Source organism: Proteus hauseri, assembly GCF_040139125.1.
GTDB lineage: Bacteria > Pseudomonadota > Gammaproteobacteria > Enterobacterales > Enterobacteriaceae > Proteus > Proteus hauseri_B.
In genome coordinates this window covers 47,382-68,044 of record NZ_JBEEUB010000002.1, presented here as the reverse complement: position 1 = coordinate 68,044, position 20,663 = coordinate 47,382, and the positions used below count along the sequence as shown (strand labels likewise).

Annotated in this window: 17 protein-coding genes; 11 read left to right on the top strand and 6 right to left on the bottom strand. The window is 39.7% G+C overall.

All coding sequences use genetic code 11. The features are described 5' to 3' along the window. Window positions 1-4 precede the first annotated feature (4 nt). Window positions 5-2,068: a signal recognition particle-docking protein FtsY gene (ftsY, locus tag ABN099_RS03380; protein WP_349462293.1), complete on the bottom strand. Its 2,064-nt coding sequence runs from the start codon at window positions 2,066-2,068 to the stop codon at window positions 5-7. 227 nt (window positions 2,069-2,295) lie between these two features. On the opposite strand from ftsY, the gene rsmD reads away from it, so the two are divergent. After that, entirely contained in the window at window positions 2,296-2,880 is a 585-nt protein-coding gene (gene rsmD / locus ABN099_RS03375) for a 16S rRNA (guanine(966)-N(2))-methyltransferase (RefSeq protein WP_349462292.1), read from the top strand. 17 nt (window positions 2,881-2,897) lie between these two features. After that, window positions 2,898-3,197, top strand: coding sequence for a DUF1145 family protein (locus tag ABN099_RS03370; protein ID WP_349462291.1), 300 nt, complete (start codon window positions 2,898-2,900; stop codon window positions 3,195-3,197). 79 nt (window positions 3,198-3,276) lie between these two features. On the opposite strand, the gene ABN099_RS03365 is transcribed toward ABN099_RS03370, so the two are convergent. Beyond that, window positions 3,277-3,660, bottom strand: a complete 384-nt coding sequence (locus ABN099_RS03365) for a DUF2500 family protein (RefSeq protein WP_349462290.1) — start codon at window positions 3,658-3,660, stop codon at window positions 3,277-3,279. Window positions 3,661-3,808: 148 nt separating this feature from the next. Between ABN099_RS03365 and ABN099_RS03360 the strand changes: the two genes are divergently transcribed. From ABN099_RS03360 to ABN099_RS03350, 3 genes are all read left to right on the top strand, one after another. Next, window positions 3,809-4,435, top strand: coding sequence for a lysoplasmalogenase (locus ABN099_RS03360; protein WP_349462289.1), 627 nt, complete (start codon window positions 3,809-3,811; stop codon window positions 4,433-4,435). A gap of 182 nt (window positions 4,436-4,617) precedes the next feature. Next, window positions 4,618-6,990, top strand: coding sequence for a zinc/cadmium/mercury/lead-transporting ATPase (locus tag ABN099_RS03355; RefSeq protein WP_349462288.1), 2,373 nt, complete (start codon window positions 4,618-4,620; stop codon window positions 6,988-6,990). 226 nt (window positions 6,991-7,216) lie between these two features. Continuing rightward, a complete protein-coding gene (locus ABN099_RS03350) occupies window positions 7,217-8,221 on the top strand; it encodes a hypothetical protein (RefSeq protein WP_349462287.1) in 1,005 nt (334 codons plus the stop codon). A 482-nt stretch (window positions 8,222-8,703) separates the two neighbouring features. On the opposite strand, the gene tusA is transcribed toward ABN099_RS03350, so the two are convergent. After that, window positions 8,704-8,958 carry a sulfurtransferase TusA gene (gene tusA, locus ABN099_RS03345; RefSeq protein ID WP_349462286.1) on the bottom strand — a complete coding sequence of 85 codons (255 nt, stop codon included), beginning with the start codon at window positions 8,956-8,958 and terminating at the stop codon, window positions 8,704-8,706. A gap of 209 nt (window positions 8,959-9,167) precedes the next feature. Between tusA and ABN099_RS03340 the strand changes: the two genes are divergently transcribed. From ABN099_RS03340 to ABN099_RS03330, 3 genes are all read left to right on the top strand, one after another. Further along, complete coding sequence (locus ABN099_RS03340; protein WP_349462285.1) at window positions 9,168-9,842, top strand: 7-cyano-7-deazaguanine/7-aminomethyl-7-deazaguanine transporter; 675 nt, start codon at window positions 9,168-9,170, stop codon at window positions 9,840-9,842. A 340-nt stretch (window positions 9,843-10,182) separates the two neighbouring features. After that, the gene (locus ABN099_RS03335; RefSeq protein WP_349462284.1) at window positions 10,183-11,286 is read left to right on the top strand and encodes a glycerol dehydrogenase; all 1,104 of its coding nucleotides are present in this window, start codon (window positions 10,183-10,185) and stop codon (window positions 11,284-11,286) included. Window positions 11,287-11,348: 62 nt separating this feature from the next. Then, the gene (locus ABN099_RS03330; protein ID WP_349462283.1) at window positions 11,349-12,494 is read left to right on the top strand and encodes a phosphoenolpyruvate-utilizing N-terminal domain-containing protein; all 1,146 of its coding nucleotides are present in this window, start codon (window positions 11,349-11,351) and stop codon (window positions 12,492-12,494) included. Window positions 12,495-12,708: 214 nt separating this feature from the next. On the opposite strand, the gene glpC is transcribed toward ABN099_RS03330, so the two are convergent. The 3 genes from glpC to glpA are packed head-to-tail and all read right to left on the bottom strand — an operon-like array spanning window position 12,709 to window position 16,854. After that, window positions 12,709-13,902 (bottom strand): anaerobic glycerol-3-phosphate dehydrogenase subunit GlpC, encoded by a 1,194-nt coding sequence (gene glpC, locus ABN099_RS03325; RefSeq protein ID WP_349462282.1) that lies wholly within the window; start codon window positions 13,900-13,902, stop codon window positions 12,709-12,711. Further along, complete coding sequence (glpB, locus tag ABN099_RS03320) at window positions 13,899-15,206, bottom strand: glycerol-3-phosphate dehydrogenase subunit GlpB (RefSeq protein WP_349462714.1); 1,308 nt, start codon at window positions 15,204-15,206, stop codon at window positions 13,899-13,901. Before glpB ends, glpC begins: the two co-directional genes overlap by 4 nt. Further along, window positions 15,196-16,854, bottom strand: a complete 1,659-nt coding sequence (glpA, locus tag ABN099_RS03315; RefSeq protein WP_349462281.1) for an anaerobic glycerol-3-phosphate dehydrogenase subunit A — start codon at window positions 16,852-16,854, stop codon at window positions 15,196-15,198. The genes glpB and glpA overlap by 11 nt, the downstream gene beginning before the upstream one ends. A 379-nt stretch (window positions 16,855-17,233) precedes the next feature. On the opposite strand from glpA, the gene glpT reads away from it, so the two are divergent. The 3 genes from glpT (at window position 17,234) to ABN099_RS03300 (ending at window position 20,618) form a co-directional block, all read left to right on the top strand. Further along, complete coding sequence (gene glpT, locus ABN099_RS03310; RefSeq protein WP_349462280.1) at window positions 17,234-18,586, top strand: glycerol-3-phosphate transporter; 1,353 nt, start codon at window positions 17,234-17,236, stop codon at window positions 18,584-18,586. Window positions 18,587-18,720: 134 nt separating this feature from the next. Then, on the top strand, window positions 18,721-19,794 hold the full coding sequence (gene glpQ / locus ABN099_RS03305) for a glycerophosphodiester phosphodiesterase (RefSeq protein ID WP_349462279.1): 1,074 nt from the start codon (window positions 18,721-18,723) through the stop codon (window positions 19,792-19,794). Between the two features lie 266 nt (window positions 19,795-20,060). After that, window positions 20,061-20,618, top strand: a complete 558-nt coding sequence (locus ABN099_RS03300) for a LemA family protein (RefSeq protein WP_349462278.1) — start codon at window positions 20,061-20,063, stop codon at window positions 20,616-20,618. Window positions 20,619-20,663: the final 45 nt, after the last annotated feature.

Here is a 20,663-nt window from a genome sequence, read left to right as displayed (position 1 = left end):
ACAGCTACTCCTCGCGGGCAAACAGAGCCTCAATAAAATCGTCGGCATTAAACGGACGTAGATCCTCAATACCTTCACCTACGCCGATATAACGGATAGGGATACCAAACTGATCAGCAATAGAGAAGATAACTCCCCCTTTCGCTGTACCATCCAGTTTAGTCAATGTTAATCCTGTTAGTCCAACGGTCTCATTAAAGAGTTTTGCTTGGCTAACAGCATTTTGCCCAGTACTTGCATCTAATGTTAGCATCACTTCATGTGGTGCCTCTTCGTCCAGCTTTTTCATAACACGGACAATTTTTTTCAGCTCTTCCATTAAATGGGATTTATTTTGCAGTCGTCCTGCGGTATCGGCAATAAGAACATCGACACCTTTTGCTTGCGCAGATTGAATTGCATCAAAAATAACAGAAGCAGGATCGGCACCTGTATGTTGAGCAACAACAGGAATTTTATTACGGTCACCCCAAACTTGTAGCTGTTCAACTGCGGCTGCACGGAATGTATCTCCAGCGGCTAACATGACAGATTTACCTTCAGCTTGATATTGACGTGCTAGCTTTCCGATAGTCGTCGTTTTACCTACACCGTTGACACCCACCATTAAAATAACAAATGGTTTTTTACCTTCAATTTTTAATGGTTGATCAACTTTACTTAAAATTTCACCCATCTCTTCACGCAATTTTCCATAAAGTGCTTCGGCATCTTTAAGATCTTTATGATTTGCATGTTTAGTTAAGCTGGTGATAATTTTTGTCGTGGTTTCCATGCCCACATCGGCAATCAATAACTGCTCTTCCAACTCTTCAAAAAGATCGTCATCGATTTTTTTACCACGAAATAAATTCAGGAACCCTGAGCCTAAATTTTGGCGAGTTTTCAGTAAGCCTTTTTTCAGTCGAGAAAAGAATCCCTCTTTTTTAGGTTTCTCTTGTTCTACAGGTTTATCGGCAAGCACTTCTTCACGTAGTGATTCGATATCTTCCGCTTCAGCTTGTGCTATCGCTAAACGCGCTTGTTCTTCTTTTTCAGCTTCTTGTGCTAAACGTTCATGCTCTGCACGCTCTGCTTCTAAACGCTCGTTTTCTACACGTTCAGCTTCTAAGCGTTGCTTTTCTGCAGCTTCAGCGGCTTGGCGTTCCGCTTCAATTTGCGCAAGACGTTGTTGCTCCGCTTCTTGTGCTAAACGCGCTTGCTCTGCACTTTCTGCCTCTAGACGTTGCTTTTCTGCAGCTTCAGCGGCTTGACGTTCCGCTTCAATTTGCGCAAGACGTTGCTGCTCTGCTTCTTGCGCTAAACGCGCTTGCTCTGCACGTTCTGCTTCTAAGCGTTGCTTTTCTGCGGCTTCAGTTGCTTGGCGTTCCGCTTCAATTTGCGCAAGACGTTGCTGCTCCGCTTCTTGTGCTAAACGCGCTTGCTCTGCACGTTCTGCTTCTAAGCGTTGCTTTTCTGCAGCAACAGCGGCTTGGCGTTCCGCTTCAATTTGCGCAAGACGTTGCTGCTCTGCTTCTTGCGCTAAACGCGCTTGCTCTGCACGTTCAGCTTCTAAGCGTTGCTTTTCTGCAGCAACAGCGGCTTGGCGTTCCGCTTCGATTTGCGCAAGACGTTGTTGCTCCGCTTCTTGTGCTAAACGCGCTTGCTCTACACGTTCAGTTTCTAAGCGTTGCTTTTCTGCGGCTTCAATGACTTGGCGTTGAGATTCAATTTGCGCAAGACGCTGTTGCTCCGCTTCTTGTGCTAAACGCGCTTGCTCTGCACGTTCTGCTTCTAAACACTCGTTTTCTAAACGCTCAGCCTCTAAGCGTTGCTTTTCTGCAACTTCAGCCGCTTGACGTTGTGCTGTTTCTTGTGCCAAACGTTCTTGTTCTATGCGCTCTTGGACTACACGCTCTGCTTCTAAACGCTCTTTTTCTAAACGTTGCTGTTGTGCGGCTTCATCAGCTTGGCGTTGTGCTTCTTCTTGCGCCAAACGTTGTTGTTCTGCTTTCTCTTGCTCAATATTCTCTTCTTTACTACGCCCAAAACCGAGCCACGAGAAAAAACCTTTTTTTTCTTTTGCCATTAGCTACTAAACTCCTCGCACTAAATCATGGCGCGATACATTGACGATATTGAAAATAATAATGAAGTCTATCATTTGATCATGGATAAACGCATCTTTTATACGAATTTTATGGTAAATTATTGGCGATTAAATCAAGGGAAGTTGCCAATATATCTGCAACAATACATTCCTTATTCAATAACACACCCCTAAAGTTACGTTTAAATTATATAAATCAGAAAAATATGGTCAAAAAACCGCAAAAATCGCCGATGGGACAAATCAGAATTATCGGGGGTAAATGGCGTGGTCGTAAACTTCCTGTTCTTGATAGCCAAGGGCTGCGACCCACAACTGACAGAGTTAAAGAGACGCTCTTTAATTGGCTAATGCCTGTTATTCAAGACGCCCGTTGCCTTGACTGTTTTGCTGGTAGTGGTGGGTTAGGAATAGAAGCACTTTCTCGTTATGCCAAAGAAACAACGTTTATAGAATATGAACGCACTGTTGCTCAACAAATAATAGCTAATCTTGCGCTGTTAAATGCTGAAAATTGTCAGGTTATTCAAGATAGTGCACTATCCTGGCTTGCTAAACAAGGCACAGCTTATAATGTTGTCTTTCTCGATCCGCCATTTCATAAAGGCATGTTATCAGAAACTATTCAGTTATTAGAAAATAACGGCTGGTTAGCTGAAGATTGCTATATTTATGTAGAAGAAGAGATAAAAGCAAATACGTACACTCTTCCAACTAATTGGACATTACATAGAGAAAAGATCGCAGGACAAGTTGCGTATCGCCTTTATATTCGTAGTTTATCTGCTTAATTTTTTATGGAGCTACTATGTTAATCTTTTTTGGTCGATTTTTAATGGTCGGCGTTTGGGGTTTTCTTTTGTTAAATATTATTTCCCCATTTCCTAAACCATTAAAATACTTTATGGATATCGCTTTAATTTTTATGGTAATAATGCATGGATTACAAATTATCATGTATAAAGCGGGTCAGCCGAAAGATCAAAAACCATCGGCAGCACTACAGTGCAAAATTTTCTTTTTTGGTATCTTTGAGCTATTAAAAATACAAAAACAGCTACGCCAAGAATACCAAGATAAACAGAAAAATAAAAACAAGCCGTCATAACAATATTGTGATTTCTGGGGTGTTATCGCCAAGATTTACCCCAGAAACAATCATGATAAACAATCACGAAAAACAAGCGCTATTTTTCACTATTTTCGTCAGGCATATCTGTTTCGAATTGCACAAACCGACTGCCTTGCATAAATAAACGCCCTTTTATTTCAGGCTCAATATTGTCATAAGTCGTTTTATCTACACGCAAAACTAAGTCGTTACGAGAGTCTGTGGTTAAACGAAACGTCACCTGATAGTAATAAACCGTTTCAGGGCCATTAACATCATTTTCTCTTGAACGACGATCATTTGCAGGCACTGTTTTTTTCTCAATCACTTCCACCATATAGAGTTTAACGGGCGCATTATCGTCACTCACCCTCTGTTTTCTTTGTTCAAGAAAACGGTATGTTGCTGACGCAATAATAATGATTAGCACCGCAATACCTATCATTCCTGCTTTATTCATTACACTAATTCCTATGGTCTACATTGGGTAAATGCGCTAAGCCTTTATATTATTTTAATTGATTAACCAGTTTCGTCATTAATCGCTATTCTTAAATAATACTTTCTGTTATGAATAATAAAACAGTTCTGAATATAAGGAAGATATTATGAGTTGGCCTTTTCTCGCCGTGTTATTCTCAGGGTGGCTTTATATTGATGCTGCATATCGAGGCCCTAATTGGCAACGCTGGTTATTCCGTCCTATTACCTTACTACTTTTATTACTTTGGGCATGGCAAGTACCAGAACATTCGCTTAATAGTTATCTTATCGTCGGCGCATTACTCGCCACGTTGATTTCTGATTTATTAAGAATGTTTGAAGGTAAGTATTTACTACCGTCTATCGCACTTGTTTTCCTAAGTTATATTCTTTATCTCGCCAGTTTTGCAATACCCTTACAGCTGTCGTTTTATCTTCCTTTACTCGGGTTTGTTATTATTATTGCTATTGTTATATTAGCAATAGTTTGGACTAAGCTCGATAAACTTGCTATTCCAGCCACACTGACACTATTAGCAGCGTTGGCAATGTTCTGGGTTGCCGGTGAGAAATTCTTCTTTTTAAGCAATGACTATAATTTGTCTATTATGGTTGGTTCATTTTTGTTAGTGATTGCTTACTCCATTTGGTTAATTAACCGCTTTCGTTTCTCTTTCTCGGCATCTAAAGGCTTAGTAAGCGCCTGCTATTTTATCGGTCACTTCTTTATTGTCAGAGCACTTTTTCTTTAATAAATATCCCTTTGTTTTCGCCAATAATGGAAACAAAGGGAACAATTTATCAGCATCATTAGCACTTTTTGCCAATTTATTCACTGTATTAGTCTTGACTCTGGACTCTACTCCAAGCTGTAAAGTGCTTATCAAATAGATGAATTTAGACTTTACTTCTCGTTGAACAAGGAGAGCCAGTTATGACTAAACACGCTCATCAACACGATAACCATAAACATACTGACGCTTGCTGCTCAAGTTCTCATTGCTCTGGTACTTCTGAGAATAGTGCACACTCACACACTGAAAATGCGCATTCTCATGCCAAGATCGATAAAAGCGATCCTGAATGCGAGGATGAGCATCAAGGTTCCACACATAACCACGACAATCATGATGAACATGACCATTCCCACGGCAGCTGCGACATCAATGCGCCTGTTTCAAATACAGAGCCAGAAAAAATAGGACAACAACGCTTTAGTTGGAAAGTTCAAGGAATGGATTGCCCAAGTTGTGCTCAGAAAATTGAAACTGCGGCACTTAAAGTTGCTGGTGTTAAACAAGCCAAAGTTCTTTTTGCGACTGAAAAACTGGTTGTTGATGCTGACAGTGATTTACGACCACAAGTGATTGCTGCAATAAATAGTGCGGGATTTGAGTTATTTGATCTCTCTTCTGCCAAGGCTAAAAACGCCCCACAACAGAGTCTACTCAAAGAGAGCTCATTCGTTATTATTCTGGCGTTGTTAATGGCGATAAGCTGGGGTGTCGAGTTTATTGATCCTCAAGCAGGTCGAATTGCCTTTATTACCACCACATTAATTGGTCTCTTCCCCATTGCGAAAAAGTCTTTACAACTTATTCGTAGTGGTACGCCGTTTGCCATCGAAACATTAATGAGTGTTGCGGCAATTGGAGCGCTATTTATTAATGCCACCGAAGAAGCAGCAATGGTTATTTTGCTGTTTATGATTGGTGAAATGCTTGAGTCTTACTCCGCTGGTCGTGCTCGTCGCGGTGTGAGTGCTTTAATGGCATTAGTACCAGAAGAAGCGACTCTGGTTAAAGACGGTAAGAAACAGACTGTTTCGGTCTCTGAATTACGCCCTGGCGATATTATTGAAATTGCACCTGGTTCACGTTTACCTACTGATGCTGAGTTAGTCAGTGCTTTTGCTAGTTTTGATGAAAGCGCATTAACGGGGGAATCCGTTCCCGTAGAACGTTTACAAGGCGAAAAAGTTGCCGCAGGTTGTTTATCCGTTGATCGCTCAGTACAGATGAAAGTGGTCTCTGAACAAGGGCAAAATGCCATTGACCGTATTTTGCAACTGATTGAAGAAGCAGAAGAGCGCAGAGCGCCTATCGAGCGCTTTATTGACCGCTTTAGCCGTTACTACACACCACTTATCATGTTGTTCGCGGCATTAGTGGTTGTCGTTCCACCACTGTTATTTGCTCAACCATGGGAAACATGGGTTTATCGTGGATTAACACTGTTACTGATTGGTTGCCCTTGTGCGTTAGTTATTTCAACGCCAGCCGCAATTACCTCCGCTTTAGCCGCAGCCACAAAACGTGGTGCGCTAATCAAAGGTGGCGCGGCATTAGAACAGTTAGGTACAGTAAATACGGTCGCTTTAGATAAAACGGGCACATTAACCGAAGGTAAACCACAAGTGACTGATGTGGTCGCTGAAAATGGTTTTGATGAAAAACAGCTGCTCACATTAGCATCTTCAGTTGAAGTTGGCTCGCATCACCCATTAGCAAAAGCCATTATCAATAAAGCGCAAGAAAAGGGTGTCACTGTTGTTGAAGCTGAAGATCGTAAAGCTTTGGCTGGTAAAGGTATTGAAGGTTATTTAAATAACCAACATATCTTAGTTAGTGCGCCTTCACAGCTAAAAGAAGCGTTGCTTACACCACAATGGCAACAACAGATTGAACGCCTTGAAGATGAAGGTAAAACCGTTGTTGTTGTGTTGAGAGATAATCAGCTAGTTGGTGTAATTGCAATGCAAGACACCTTACGTAGTGATGCTATCGAATCAATGAAATTATTGAAATCGATGAATATCAATGCAGTGATGTTAACGGGTGATAACCCAAGAGCCGCCGCAGCAATTGCGCAAAAACTGGGAATGGATTTCCGTGCTGGATTACTACCAGAAGATAAAGTCACAGCGGTAATGGAAATCAGTAAAACACACAATACCATGATGGTGGGTGATGGTATTAATGATGCGCCGGCAATGAAAGCAGCAACCATTGGTGTCGCAATGGGAAGCGGTACTGATGTTGCACTTGAAACAGCGGATGCGGCATTAACCCACAACCGTTTAACGGGATTACCAGAAATTATTAAGTTATCTCGTGCAACACGTAAAATTATTCGTGAGAACATTACTATCGCACTTGGATTGAAAGCCGTGTTCTTAGTAACCAGTTTATTCGGAATAACCGGTCTTTGGGTTGCGGTTCTTGCTGATTCCGGCGCAACAGCTCTGGTTACAGCAAACGCAGTAAGACTATTACGAGTAAAAATTAACGCCTCAAATAAAGAGTAAGTACGCTAATAATAGAATTAATAGTTTTGATGGTTTCATAAAGCACCCTGTAAAAAGAAAAAGTACAGGGTGCTTTAAATTGGCAGGAAATGCAGTGAAAAAGTGCTCTTTGGGGAGTCGTGATTTTATTAGCGTAAAGAAAGTAAGAAATAACCCTGCAAGCACATCGTATTAACACCTAGGATTAGGTAAAATTGTTCCTAAATGGAAATGTTAAGGAACTGTCATGCCCAATAACATGACTATAAACTATTTACTTGATAGTGATCAGTCCTTACTTGGTACTGAAATTTATCAAAATATCACGGAAATCACGTTACCTTTACTGCACGAAACGGGACATAAAATAACGTTAACCCGTTTTTTTGAAGGGCATACATCACATCGTTGGTTAATTGAACGAATTAATCACCAAACTCCAGAACAAACAAACTTATTTCTAACACCAAGAATAGAGTGTGAAAATGAAATATTTCTTGCTAAAACATACAGTTCAAAACGAACTGTAGCCTCTCGAATAACAAAAGGCACATTAGTTGAAGTTGAATATGGATTTATACAATCAACTAAACGTATAACAGGAAAAATTAGCTCAGTAAAACGCTACCCTGATTTTGTACAAAATGGAGAAATGCATAAACGCCGTTTAGCCATTGTTATAAATGCTTGTTTCCCCTCAACATTACAAGTTATTCCTATTACTTCTATTCATCAAAATGAAAATGATAAAAATATTTTTGAAATATCATTAAAATCATTAGATAAATTAGTCCATTACAATAGCAAAGACATAAGAAGTTTTGCCCTTGGTCATATGATCCAAACCGTTTCAATACGGCGCATTCTTCCACCTTTAGCAATACAAAAAGATAAACGATGTTATAGAGATATTGGTTATTCTCAGCGCCTAGAAAAAGAAGATATGAAATCATTAGAGTTAGCGCTTACAACCGCTATTGGTTATGGTGATTATCAAAATATAAGAACAGAGAGAAACCGTTTAAGGTTAGATGTTCAAGAGTTAACAAAGCAAAATACCCAGCTAATAAACGAGTTATCTATCAATCAAAACAACCAAGTAGCCTACGAACAATCATCTATCCGTTGTCATGCGTTAGAAGAAAAGATGATCGACTGGTATTGCTCAATGGACAGTAATCTTTCTCAAGAAGATGCTCGCAAGAAATTAGAACAAGAACTCACCCTTTATTTAGAAGTCTATGGCGGTTGACTAAAACTGGCTAACTTCCTAGAATGTACTCAACCGGCAGGGGTAATGGAACGGCTTCCATTCCTGCGACGCCTTAAGTGGCATAGCCGAAAATTAAAATTTATAAAAAAAGAACCCTCGCGGTTCTTTTTTTATATGTGCTGTAAATCATACTTTCTTCTATGCTATTACGCTTTACTTTCATATACCTCGTGCTCACCTAATGAGTAATACTTCCAGATTATTTCATTGGTATTACAAAAATAAGTAATTTATGGAGTATGAGAAACAGGGTATTGACGTTTATATTGGAATAACCAAACTTTAAGCTAGTATTGTTTAATCATTTATTTTTGAGATAGTTTATCACTCTTACACGTTTCTCCTGTTAAATGCCCTACAATAGGCAACAAGTGAATATACAAGGAGCGCATAGATAACTATGTGACTCGTCACCCCCTTCTGCAATTCAAAGTATGACGACTATAAATTACAGATTGAAATTACAGACCACTCTCTTTTTTGCGAATAAGATAACGATAAGGTGCTGATTCAATTTCTTGATTTAATAAATCATGTTCCATAAAACGGCAAAAGCCCGGAATATCACGCACAGTAGCAGGATCGTCTGCAATCACTAATAACGTCTCATCTAATGCCATATTCCTTATGGTTTTACGCACTAACATGACTGGCTCAGGACAGCGTAATCCTAGTGTATCAAGGGTTTTGGTTGCATCATCAAATTGGGCTTTCATTCTATTAACCATTTATTCTTTCACTTACAGATAGTGTTATTATATCTTGCTTTGGCGTTCACATCACGATGGTTTACGACAAAGGCATTTTGCCGTAAACTTTGCTTTTGTTGCGCAACGGGCGTACTATGCGCTCCCACTCGACTGAGAGTGGATAATTAAATGTCTTATTGGGTTCCCTCACCCCAATTTCTAAAAAGGTACAATTTATGTATTTGTTTACTCCCCGCCAAAAAGCGGTGGCGCTGTTATGGCTGTCTTTATTTCACATCCTGATAATTACCTCTAGTAACTATCTTGTGCAATTGCCTATCTCTATTTTTGGCTTTCACACCACTTGGGGCGCATTTACCTTTCCGTTTATTTTTCTGGCAACAGATTTAACGGTTCGTATTTATGGTGCACCACTCGCTCGTCGTATCATCACAGCTGTTATGCTGCCTGCATTAGCAATCTCTTATCTTATTTCTACACTCTTTTTTCAAGGAAGTTGGCAGGGATTTGCATCATTAGGTGACTTTAACTTAATGGTGGCAAGAATTGCGACAGCAAGCTTTATGGCTTATGTGTTAGGGCAAATAATGGATGTTTCTGTTTTTAATCGATTAAGACAGAAACAAAAATGGTGGGTAGCGCCAAGTGCCGCAATGTTTTTTGGTAATTTACTCGACACACTGGCATTTTTCTTTATTGCATTTTATCGCAGTACTGATGCTTTTATGGCCGCTAATTGGGTTGAAATTGCATTAGTTGATTATGTCTTTAAGCTCACTATTTGCATGTTCTTTTTCTTACCTGCTTATGGTGTGCTATTAAACTTTATTTTACGTTATTTTCTTTCCCAAAAAGATAATCCAGAAAGAAAATACGTCGAAATAAATTAATATTACTTTCCCTCATTTAAAGAAATTTAAATGAGGGAGGTATTTGGAAGCACTTTAACCATATTATCTCATGCTTTTTCATGTATTAATTCATTAAATCAATTGCTAGCCATTATCCCAACCCTAAAGTAAATTGATATGAAAAAAGAAATATTTCTCAATATTGATGATATGTTTAATCTACAGATAGCTAAAATCTAAAATAAAGCTCTAATACTTAATTAATATCACAACATATCAAGTACGATACAGAGAGAATAAGAGGTTGGTTATTCCTCATTCATGAGTACATTACATACAGATTTTCGCTCGTTTCACCAATAAACAGTAGGAGTCTATTATGTTGAAAGTCATTCAATCCCCAGCCAAGTATATTCAAGGCCCTGATGCGCTATACCATATTGGTAAATACGCAAAACCTTTTGGCGATAGAGCACTCATTATTGCCGATAAATTTGTGATGGAGCTTGTCGGTAGCACCGTAAAAGACAGTATGTCTCAATATGAAGTTAATGAGCACTTTGAGCTGTTTAATGGTGAATGTACGCACAAAGAAATTGATCGATTGGTTGAACTAGCAAAAAACCAAGCATCTCAAGTTATTATTGGAGTTGGTGGCGGTAAAACGCTTGATACTGCCAAAGCTGTTGCTTTTAAATGCCAACTTCCCGTTGTTATCTCTCCAACTATTGCATCAACGGATGCGCCAACCAGCGCACTGTCTGTTATCTATACTGAATTAGGCGCTTTTGATAGTTATCTGCTCTATCCTACTAATCCAGATGTTGTGGTAATGGATACCAATATTATTGCCGCTGCCCCGCCACGCTTACTGGTAGCAGGAATGGGCGATGCGTTAGCGACCTATTTTGAAGCAAGAGCCTGTAGTCATGCCCAAAAACCCACAATGGCAGGCGGAAAATCAACATTAGCCGCATTAGCACTGGCAGAACTTTGCTACAACACATTGTTAGAAGATGGCTATAAAGCAAAGCTCGCGGTTAGCCGAGGTGTTTGTACTACAGCAGTAGAAAATATCATTGAAGCCAATACGTTTTTAAGCGGTATTGGTTTTGAAAGTGCGGGCTTAGCCGCCGCTCATGCGATTCATAATGGATTTACAGCACTGGAAGAGTGCCATTCTATGTATCATGGCGAAAAAGTTGCTTTTGGTACATTAGTGCAATTGGTGTTGGAAAATAGTCCTCTCGAAGAGCTGGAAGAGTTCCTTGATTTCTGCATATTAGTGGGTCTACCTGTCACACTGGAAGAACTTGGTGTTACCGCTATCGGTGATGAGCTGAATGAAAAGATCATGGCTGTAGCTGAACTAAGCTGTGCTGAAGGCGAAACTATTTATAATATGCCGTTTGATATTGATTCAGATAAAGTTTATGCCGCAATTCTCACAGCAGACCAGCTAGGACGAGAGTGGCTTTATTAAGAAGTCAGAGTAAATAGGGAGCTTCACTCTCCCTATTTATGCTTACAATATATAGGTGCTTTATGGTCAGTATCGTATTAGTTTCAAAGAGTCTTACTCTCGCAAATGGTATCAAAGAACTCGTCAATCAGACTGTAGAACGCCAAGTTAAGTTAACTATTGCAACAAACCATCAAACACCCTTAGATTTAGTTAATGAGGTCTCGCCCGAGACCATATTGTATGCAATAAAAGAAGCCTATCATGATGATGGTGTCCTTATTTTGCTCGATACTTATCATTCTGCACAAAATGCAGCGCTCGCGATAGCTAACCTTGAATATGATATTGCCGCACACGTTTCGTTATGTTCAGCGCCAATAGTAGAAGGAACACTGGCTGCGGCAAGTTGCATCTCTTTAGGTGCTTCCCTTGAAGAAGCAAAAAAAGAAGCGCATAGAACGATCTCAGTAAAGAAGTTTCAATTAGGTGAAAATTTACCTGACTTCACTATTTACCCTAAAAATACCAACTATGAACCCGTTAGAGCAATAACGGCACCCGTTTGGCTTTATCCCTATAATCGCTTTGTTATCCCAAGAAAAAAACTTTATCCGCATCTATTATTGGAAGAACAGAAACGCCTGATTAATGCGATAGAGCAATCAAAGAGAGATATTGATTGGCTAACAGAAGAAGTCCATAGAAGATTAGGTGGGCAATATACCCATATTTTTTCAAGTCATCGCTTTTTACTTGAGAATACAGAGTTACAGCTAACGGTTTGTAGCATGATAAACAAACATCACTGTAATGCTGAGTTTGCCCTACAACAAACTTTCATCGATTTAATAGATACTTATGCACAAATGGATGATGATAACATGCGTGCTCGTGAAAGCGATTTAGATGATATTCTCTCTCGGATGCTGCGTTACTTAACCTCCTCACCACCTCCGTTAACACGACCGCCTTATCCAAATGCAATTTTAGTCACTAAACAACTTCACCCATCAACATTAATGACACTAGAACCAAATAGAATTAAAGGTATTGTATTAAGTCACGGCAATCCATTATCCAATACCACAGTATTAGCCAATGCATTAGATATTCCTATTATTAATGAAGCAGGGAAATTAGCACTTTCACTGATAGATGGGCAGAATATTACACTGAAAAAAATACAGAATATGTGGCTATATCAGAATAGTTATATTTCCCATTAGAATAACTACTATTAAAATAGCTAGTTATTAAAAATGGCTGGCTGTTAATTCAATAATCTCGAAAAATACCGATTATTTACCATCAACAATTTCATATCAGCTTTTATGTATTAATTTATTAAAAAATAAAAAAGGGAATAAAAGTTCCTCTTTTATTCCCAGCTGCTTGTTATCTTCGTAATCAACAACTTTATTATTATATAATCGGCGCTCTTTATAGTGCTCTTGCTAATAAACTAATTGGGTGCTCACATTTTTTCGTCGTAGACATCTCAATTTGCCATTTACAGGTTTCGCAGTCTGTTATCACTAAATCACAACCACTCTCTTCGATTTGGCGGAATAAACCTGCACCAATACCTTGGGCGACATCGTAGTTTTCAGATTTGAAACCATAGGTTCCTGCAATACCACAGCACTGAGAATCTAGTACTATCACCTCAACACCTGGAATACGCTTAATCAAATCAATGGAGTAAGCTGTCCAACCCATTTTTTCCATATGACAAGGTGTATGGTAAGCCACTTTTAATGGGGTATATTTCAGTGGTAGCTCACGACCTTGTTCTAATAGACGATAAATATAGCGTGTTGCTAGTTCAATATTTTCACGTACTTTTGATGTGTCAATATCAAGAATATGCTCATATTCATCACGAATGGTGAAAGTACAAGTTGAGGATGTTGCAACAACAGGAATATTGTTCTCAACAATTTTCTCAGTGAGTGATTCTAAGTTAACTGTTGCTTGTTTTTTTGCTTGTTTAACAAAACCATTGGCGATTAACGCAACACCACAACATTTTTCGCGTTTTAATAACTGAACACCAATCTCCATCTTGTTAAACACTTTAACCAAGTCTTTGCCTAATTGAGGATGGTTGTAGTTAGCATAACAGCCATGGAAAAAGGCAACCTGTTCTTTAAAACGTTCTTGTTCTTTGGCTTGCTTTTTCATCCATGTTCTAAAGGTACCAAAAGAGTATTTCGGTAATTCACGACGATGGTCAATTTTAAGCGCTTTATCCAAGATATGACGAACAGGTTTTAGCCCCGTAATAGTATTCACTATCGGCGCCAAAGGCGTTGAAAGCGTTCCCATTAAATCAGTATGACTTAAAATCGCATCACGCAGCTTGGGGGTTTTGGTATTATAATTCAGCTTAGCCCGTGAGATAATATCACCAATTTTTACATCAGACGGACAAGCCACTTCACAACGTTTACAGTTGGTACAATATTTTAATGCTTCATCATAAAGCATCGGATCTTTTAAGCGTAAACGCTCACCATCTGGACCCGCTTGTTTTGGACCAGGATAAAGTGGATTAACTTTAGCAACAGGGCAATACGTTGTACAAACCGTACACTTAATGCAATCTTCAAAACTGGTATCGTGTAAACTCATTGTGCTGCCTCCACAACCGCAGATGTGGTCTGTTCTGCCTTATCATGCTGTAAAATTTGTTGTGCTGCATAAAGCGCGCTTATCATCGAAACACCCGCACCACAACCTTCATTTAATGGATCAAATCCACCTAACACTGCACCAACAGCATAGACATTATCGAGAACGTCGCCATATTTCATCGGTCTTAATTGGCTATCGGTATCAACACCAAATCGCATATAGGGTTGTTTTGCAAAAACATTTACCTGAGTCCATTCATTACGAGGTAATGTTTCTAGCATATCCAGTTCCATTAAAGGCTCATAAACGCGGTCAAATTCTGCGATCAAACCGTTGTTAAAGAAACTGCCTGTTGCCAATACAACATGCTCGCTGCGAATAGGAATATCCGTATGATTGCGAGTATGAATGCCAACGACTTTATTACCCACCAGATCCACTTCTTGAGCTCGATCTCCTGGCATAATTAAGCCACCTGCTTTTTGAAAACGTAGTTTTAATGCTTGATGTAAACGAATACCTAATAGTGATGGTGGCAATGTCGGTAATAAACTAATCGGTTTCCCCACCAGCTCTTGTAATAAATTTACGGGTTCTTCAGCATCTAACCCAATACAAGCCGGTAGAATAATGGCTTCAACACTATCATCAATATGCTTAATCAGCTCTTGCGCTAGCAATTTCGTATTTTCAGGTTTATCTAAATAACGCGCAATATTGACTGCTCTAAATTCACTTGGGTTATCGCGTAATGTATCTAATAACGGTAAATGAATATGATAAGGAATAGCTTCAACACCTTGCTCATTTAAAGTGCTGCTCGCAAATTGTGGTTGGAAATCTAAAAAACCTTCGATACCAACAACAGCAACTTTTTTCCATGCTAATGGTTGAGTGACACTATGTGTTGGTACTCGTTCTGGGCTTAACCAACTCATACGTGAACGCCCAACAGGGGTAATACGATAATGGTTTTCGTCACCATTACCTTTATAAGCAAGACCATTGGTACTCGCTAATAGTGCTTGTGCTTGTTCAATAAAAGTCTCAACATTGGATTCACCAATGCGGCTATAGGGGTGCTTTGGTGCTAATTGGGCGAGTGTTGCCAATGCTTTTTTAGGCTGAGTGACTTCTGTACCATCAGGAAGATGGGTTAATAAATCAAGTGAACCTGATGAAAAATGAAGCGCACTTTGACCATTGCTAATAATGGCGCAAGATTTACCAGCTTCAGCGAGACGAATACCTGCGGTTAATCCAGCAAGCCCGCTACCTATAATGATTACATCAAATTTCATCATCTGCCTCCGCTGATACTGTATTTTCAATCATATCGGCATCTAAACCGCATAATCCTTGATAAACCCAACTCGTAAATTCGCTTTCACGCAGTGCATTTCCCCATGCAATTGGTCGGATCCCCTTCCAACGCTCATTTAAGAAATGCGCTAATTGTTGTTCTGATTGATGCGGCGTTGTGACTTCTAAGCGATTAAGTAATCCCGCGGCACGACAAGCACAAAGTTCACCTTGGCAAGTTCCCATACCAACACGGGTACGACGACGAAGATCGAGTAAATTATTGACCGTTAATGAATTAACCGCATAACGTACTTCACCCGCAGTTACCGCTTCACATTCACACACTAAGCTTTTATCGATACGCTCACTGCTGAGTAATTTGTTCGCTAAATCACCATGACGATATACCGCAGAACCACGAATAGGCGCAGGTAAAGAAACCACACTACGTAGAGCTTGTTCAGCTGATTGACGAGAACCCGGTAATGCGTCTTCGGCAGTAGTACATTTTGCCGAAATATTTAATTTCTCACAGATTTTATCTGTTGCCCACTCAGCCATTAAGCGGTAAGTCATTAATTTACCACCCGTAATGGTGATAAAGCCTTCTAAACCATCGCGCTTAGCGTGATCAAGCAACACAATACCACGACTGACATTACGACCCGATGGATCATCATCACTCGCCACGAGAGGACGAACCCCCGCATAAGCGCGCAAAATACGCGTTTGCGCTAATTTTGGTGCTAACATCGAGCCTTCGCGGATCAAGATATCAACTTCTTCTGGTGTCACGTACATATTGTCGATTTCATCATAAGGTACACGGGTTGATGTTGTACCGATTAATGAAATGGTGTCACCAGGTACTAGAATGTCAGCATCTGCAGGTTTACGACAACGGTTGATAACCATATTGTTGATACGATGACCTAAAATTAATAGCGCCCCTTTTGCAGGGAACATCCGCACTTTTAAATCACCATATTCTGCTATTTTTTGTCCCCAAATACCGCCAGCGTTAGCGACAATTTGAGCACGAATTTCATACATATTTTTAGCTTGATGGTCGTAAACGCGTACACCTTTAACTCTGTCACCTTCACGAATCAGTCCCATGACTTCATGATAAGTCAGAACTTTAGCACCGTGTTCACGGGCATCAAGCATATTAGCGGCGGTTAAACGAAATGGGTCAACCGTGCCATCAGGAACACGAACCGCCCCAATTAAGTTAGGGTTTACTGATGGTTCTAAACGAATAGCTTCTTCGGGTGAAATCGCTTGAGCATCAATTCCCGCAGCTTGGCAAGATTGAATAAAGGTTTGCTGAAATTCTAATGAATCTTCAGGTAAGGTGATAAACAGGCCATCCGTTTTTTCAACGCAGTGACGAGCAACCCGTTTTAAGATCATGTTTTCTTCTATGCACTCTCGTGCAGATTCAGGATCAGTCACAGCATAACGCGCTCCGCTGTGTAACAACCCATGGTTTCGGCCGGTTGCACCGGTTGCGATATCGTGTCTTTCCAGTAGGATACAGCGTAATCCACGGCGAGCACAGTCTCTTGCCATGCCAGCGCCCGTAGCTCCACCACCTATAATAATGACATCAGTCTCTGTTACTGGTGAACCGCTCATCATAGAGATGCCCTCTCACATTACATTCAGCAAACGCTTAATTATTCTTTAGCGTTAATTATAGTGTATAAGATACACAAAAAATGTGGTTAATGTTTGATAATGAGCAAAAACGAAAGAGAAACGCTCACGAGAGAAAAATTAAAGCCACAAGTGTGATACTAATCACAAATAATTTAACAAAAGCTATTTCATAAAGTTAACATATCACTCAAAATCATCCATCTTGAAAATTCTTTCGACAACTGAGCAATACCTCACAGTAAATTTGATTGTATAAGTTTACTATTAAGTTCGTTAAAGAAAATTTTTTGATAACTTCGCTGTTCGTTTTGTCATTATTTAATATCAACATATTAAAATAAAGCCATCGGAGGCTAATATGTTAAGTCTGTTTAGACCTGCGCCACATAAAGCGCGTTTGCCAGAAGAACAGATAGATCCTGTCTATCGTCGTTTACGTTGGCAGATCTTTATGGGGATTTTCTTTGGTTACGCTGCTTATTATTTAGTAAGAAAAAACTTTGCATTAGCAATGCCTTATCTCGTAGAAGAAGGGTTCTCTAAAGGGGATCTGGGTTTCGCTCTATCGGGGATCTCCATTGCTTATGGCTTCTCCAAATTTATCATGGGGTCGTTTTCTGACCGAGCTAACCCTCGTTACTTCTTACCAGCAGGTCTTATTTTAGCATCATTAGTTATGCTATTTATGGGCTTTGTTCCATGGGCAACTTCGAGCATTATGGTTATGTTCGTTCTGTTGTTCCTTTGTGGTTGGTTCCAAGGTATGGGTTGGCCTCCTTGCGGACGTACCATGGTTCACTGGTGGTCACAAAAAGAACGTGGTGGTATCGTCTCTATCTGGAACTGTGCGCATAACGTCGGTGGTGGCTTACCGCCATTACTGTTCTTGTTAGGTATGGCATGGTTTAACGACTGGAAAGCGGCATTATATATGCCAGCTATCGCTGCTATCTTAGTTGCAATGGTTGCTTTCGCATTAATGCGTGACACTCCGCAATCTTGTGGCTTACCGTCTATCGAAGAATACAAAAACGACTACCCACCAGATTACAAAGAAACTGACGAACAAGAACTGACTGCAAAAGAAATCTTCATGAAGTATGTTTTCCCTAACAAACTTTTATGGATGATTGCTATCGCTAACGTGTTCGTTTACTTACTGCGTTACGGTGTACTTGACTGGTCGCCAACTTACCTGCGTGAAGTAAAACACTTCGCAATGGATAAATCTTCATGGGCATACTTCTTATATGAATACGCGGGTATTCCAGGCACATTACTGTGTGGTTGGATGTCAGATAAAGTGTTCAGAGGTAACCGCGGAGCAACTGGCGTATTCTTTATGACCTTAGTCACTATCGCAACTATCGTATTCTGGATGAACCCAGCGGGTAACCCAAATATTGATATGGCGTGTATGCTAATCATCGGTTTCTTAATCTACGGTCCTGTCATGTTGATTGGTCTGCATGCCCTTGAGCTTGCACCGAAAAAAGCAGCAGGTACAGCGGCAGGCTTTACGGGTCTATTCGGCTACTTAGGTGGTTCTGTTGCGGCAAGTGCTATCGTAGGTTACACCGTTGACTACTTCGGCTGGGATGGCGGCTTTATGGTCATGATCGGCGGTAGTGCACTCTCTGTTGTGTTATTACTTGTTGTGATGGTTACAGAAACCAAGCACAAGCGTGAAATGCTTCAGAAGTACGAATAATCACTAACTGATTATTTATGAAATTGATTAAATCTCATCTCTGAAAATCAAGCCACATCAGTTCGTTGATGTGGCTTTTTTATTATCAACTGTACATAACATCACTGTACCTAGAATTAAAATGGAGCAGCTTTATGAGTACATCTTTGAAACCCGTAGTTGCAGGCATTCTTTTAACTCTATCTTTAAGTGCTATTGCACAAGCGGCAAGTGATAAAGTGGTTATCGCTCACCGTGGCGCTAGTGGTTATTTACCTGAGCATACGTTACCCGCTAAAGCGCTAGCCTATGCACAAGGCGCTGACTATCTTGAACAAGATTTAGTGATGACAAAAGATAACGAACTGGTTGTCTTACATGATCACTACCTAGACCGTGTGACTGATGTTGCTGAACGTTACCCCGATCGTGCAAGAAAAGATGGTCGTTATTATGCTATCGACTTTACCCTTGAAGAGATCAAAGGGCTTAAATTTACTGAAGGTTTTGATATTGTTGATGGTAAAAAAGTCCAAAGTTATCCAAATCGTTTCCCTATGGGAAAATCTGACTTCCGCGTACATACCTTCCAAGAAGAAATTGAATTTATTCAAGGTTTAAACAAATCTACTGGTCAAGATATTGGTATTTATCCTGAAATTAAAGCGCCATGGTTCCATGAGCAAGAAGGGAAAGATATCACCACTAAAGTACTCGAAGTCCTTAAAGAGTATGGCTATACCCAAAAGAGCGATAACGTCTATTTACAATCTTTTGATACCAACGATCTTAAACGCATCAAAAACGATTTGATGCCTAAAATGGGGATGGATTTAAAACTCGTTCAGTTAATTGCTTACACAGACTGGAATGAGACCTATGAGAAACAGCCTGATGGCACATGGACAAATTATAGCTATGAGTGGATGTTTAAGCCTGGTGCAATGAAAGAAATTGCCACTTATGCTGATGGTATTGGTCCTGACTATCATATGTTAGTAGAAACAAATTCAACGCCAGAAAAAATCACCTTAACAGGTATGGCGGCAGATGCTCATGCTAACAAACTCACCATCCACCCTTTCACTGTGCGTATTGATAAGCTACCTAATTATGCTAAAGATGGTAATCAGCTTTACGACATCATTTATAACCAAGCGGGTGCTGAAGGTGTGTTTACAGACTTCCCTGATTTAGGGGTGAAGTTCTTACAAAAACAAGCTAAATAATTCAAAGTGTAGCTAGGAGCATACATTAGTATGTGACTCGTGCGAATAAACGCGGTCAACAACGCTGCAACTTGAGTATGACGAGTATCCTACTCTTATTTATAAAGGGTAGGATCTTTGCGCTCATTCCGATTGTATATTTCTTCATCTTTGTCTAATTTAATCCCTGTTGTTATTCAAAATAAAAATAATTTTGATTTATTGGTAATTTATACCATTGTTATCGTTACTATTTTATTTATTTTCTAGAAAGGAAAGGGATCACTATGACAATAACCATAATTGTTTTAGCTATTCTGGCAATCATTATTGTTGGCTGGGGTATCTCAATTTACAACCGTCTTATTACAACGCGTAATCAAGTCAATAATCAATTTGCCAATATTGATGTGATATTAAAACAGCGAGCAGACCAAATCCCACAATTAATGGCAGTTGCTGAAAAAGCGATGGAGCACGAAAAAAGTGTTTTTATTGCATTAAGTGATGCAAGACAGCGCTATTTTAAAGCGCAAAATATTAATGAAAAAATCAGTGCATCAAATGAAATGAACACGGCATTGCGTGGCATGATCGCCCTTGCTGAAAACTATCCCACACTGATTTCAGGTGAACAATTAGCGCTACTTCAAACCGCATTAAGTGATGTCGAAAATAAAATAGCGCAGCGTCGTGAAGGTTTTAACGATGCGACAACGAATTACAACACCGCAATAGAGATGTTTCCTGACAGTCTCATTGCTGGTTTTTTCCGCTTTGAGCGCATGCAATTGCTGGAAATTCCGCAAGAAGAGATGAAATTTGAAGGGATTGTTTTTAAATAAAAAAGTTAAATAACAGCAAGTTAAATAAAAGCATTAAGGATAACC

Bases quoted from the DNA above. Each gene is read 5' to 3' on its own strand.
- ftsY (WP_349462293.1), bottom strand. From the start codon at position 2,068: ATGGCAAAAGAAAAAAAAGGTTTTTTCTCGTGGCTCGGTTTTGGGCGT.
- rsmD (WP_349462292.1), top strand. From the start codon at position 2,296: ATGGTCAAAAAACCGCAAAAATCGCCGATGGGACAAATCAGAATTATC.
- ABN099_RS03370 (WP_349462291.1), top strand. From the start codon at position 2,898: ATGTTAATCTTTTTTGGTCGATTTTTAATGGTCGGCGTTTGGGGTTTT.
- ABN099_RS03365 (WP_349462290.1), bottom strand. From the start codon at position 3,660: ATGAATAAAGCAGGAATGATAGGTATTGCGGTGCTAATCATTATTATT.
- ABN099_RS03360 (WP_349462289.1), top strand. From the start codon at position 3,809: ATGAGTTGGCCTTTTCTCGCCGTGTTATTCTCAGGGTGGCTTTATATT.
- ABN099_RS03355 (WP_349462288.1), top strand. From the start codon at position 4,618: ATGACTAAACACGCTCATCAACACGATAACCATAAACATACTGACGCT.
- ABN099_RS03350 (WP_349462287.1), top strand. From the start codon at position 7,217: ATGCCCAATAACATGACTATAAACTATTTACTTGATAGTGATCAGTCC.
- tusA (WP_349462286.1), bottom strand. From the start codon at position 8,958: ATGAAAGCCCAATTTGATGATGCAACCAAAACCCTTGATACACTAGGA.
- ABN099_RS03340 (WP_349462285.1), top strand. From the start codon at position 9,168: ATGTATTTGTTTACTCCCCGCCAAAAAGCGGTGGCGCTGTTATGGCTG.
- ABN099_RS03335 (WP_349462284.1), top strand. From the start codon at position 10,183: ATGTTGAAAGTCATTCAATCCCCAGCCAAGTATATTCAAGGCCCTGAT.
- ABN099_RS03330 (WP_349462283.1), top strand. From the start codon at position 11,349: ATGGTCAGTATCGTATTAGTTTCAAAGAGTCTTACTCTCGCAAATGGT.
- glpC (WP_349462282.1), bottom strand. From the start codon at position 13,902: ATGAGTTTACACGATACCAGTTTTGAAGATTGCATTAAGTGTACGGTT.
- glpB (WP_349462714.1), bottom strand. From the start codon at position 15,206: ATGAAATTTGATGTAATCATTATAGGTAGCGGGCTTGCTGGATTAACC.
- glpA (WP_349462281.1), bottom strand. From the start codon at position 16,854: ATGATGAGCGGTTCACCAGTAACAGAGACTGATGTCATTATTATAGGT.
- glpT (WP_349462280.1), top strand. From the start codon at position 17,234: ATGTTAAGTCTGTTTAGACCTGCGCCACATAAAGCGCGTTTGCCAGAA.
- glpQ (WP_349462279.1), top strand. From the start codon at position 18,721: ATGAGTACATCTTTGAAACCCGTAGTTGCAGGCATTCTTTTAACTCTA.
- ABN099_RS03300 (WP_349462278.1), top strand. From the start codon at position 20,061: ATGACAATAACCATAATTGTTTTAGCTATTCTGGCAATCATTATTGTT.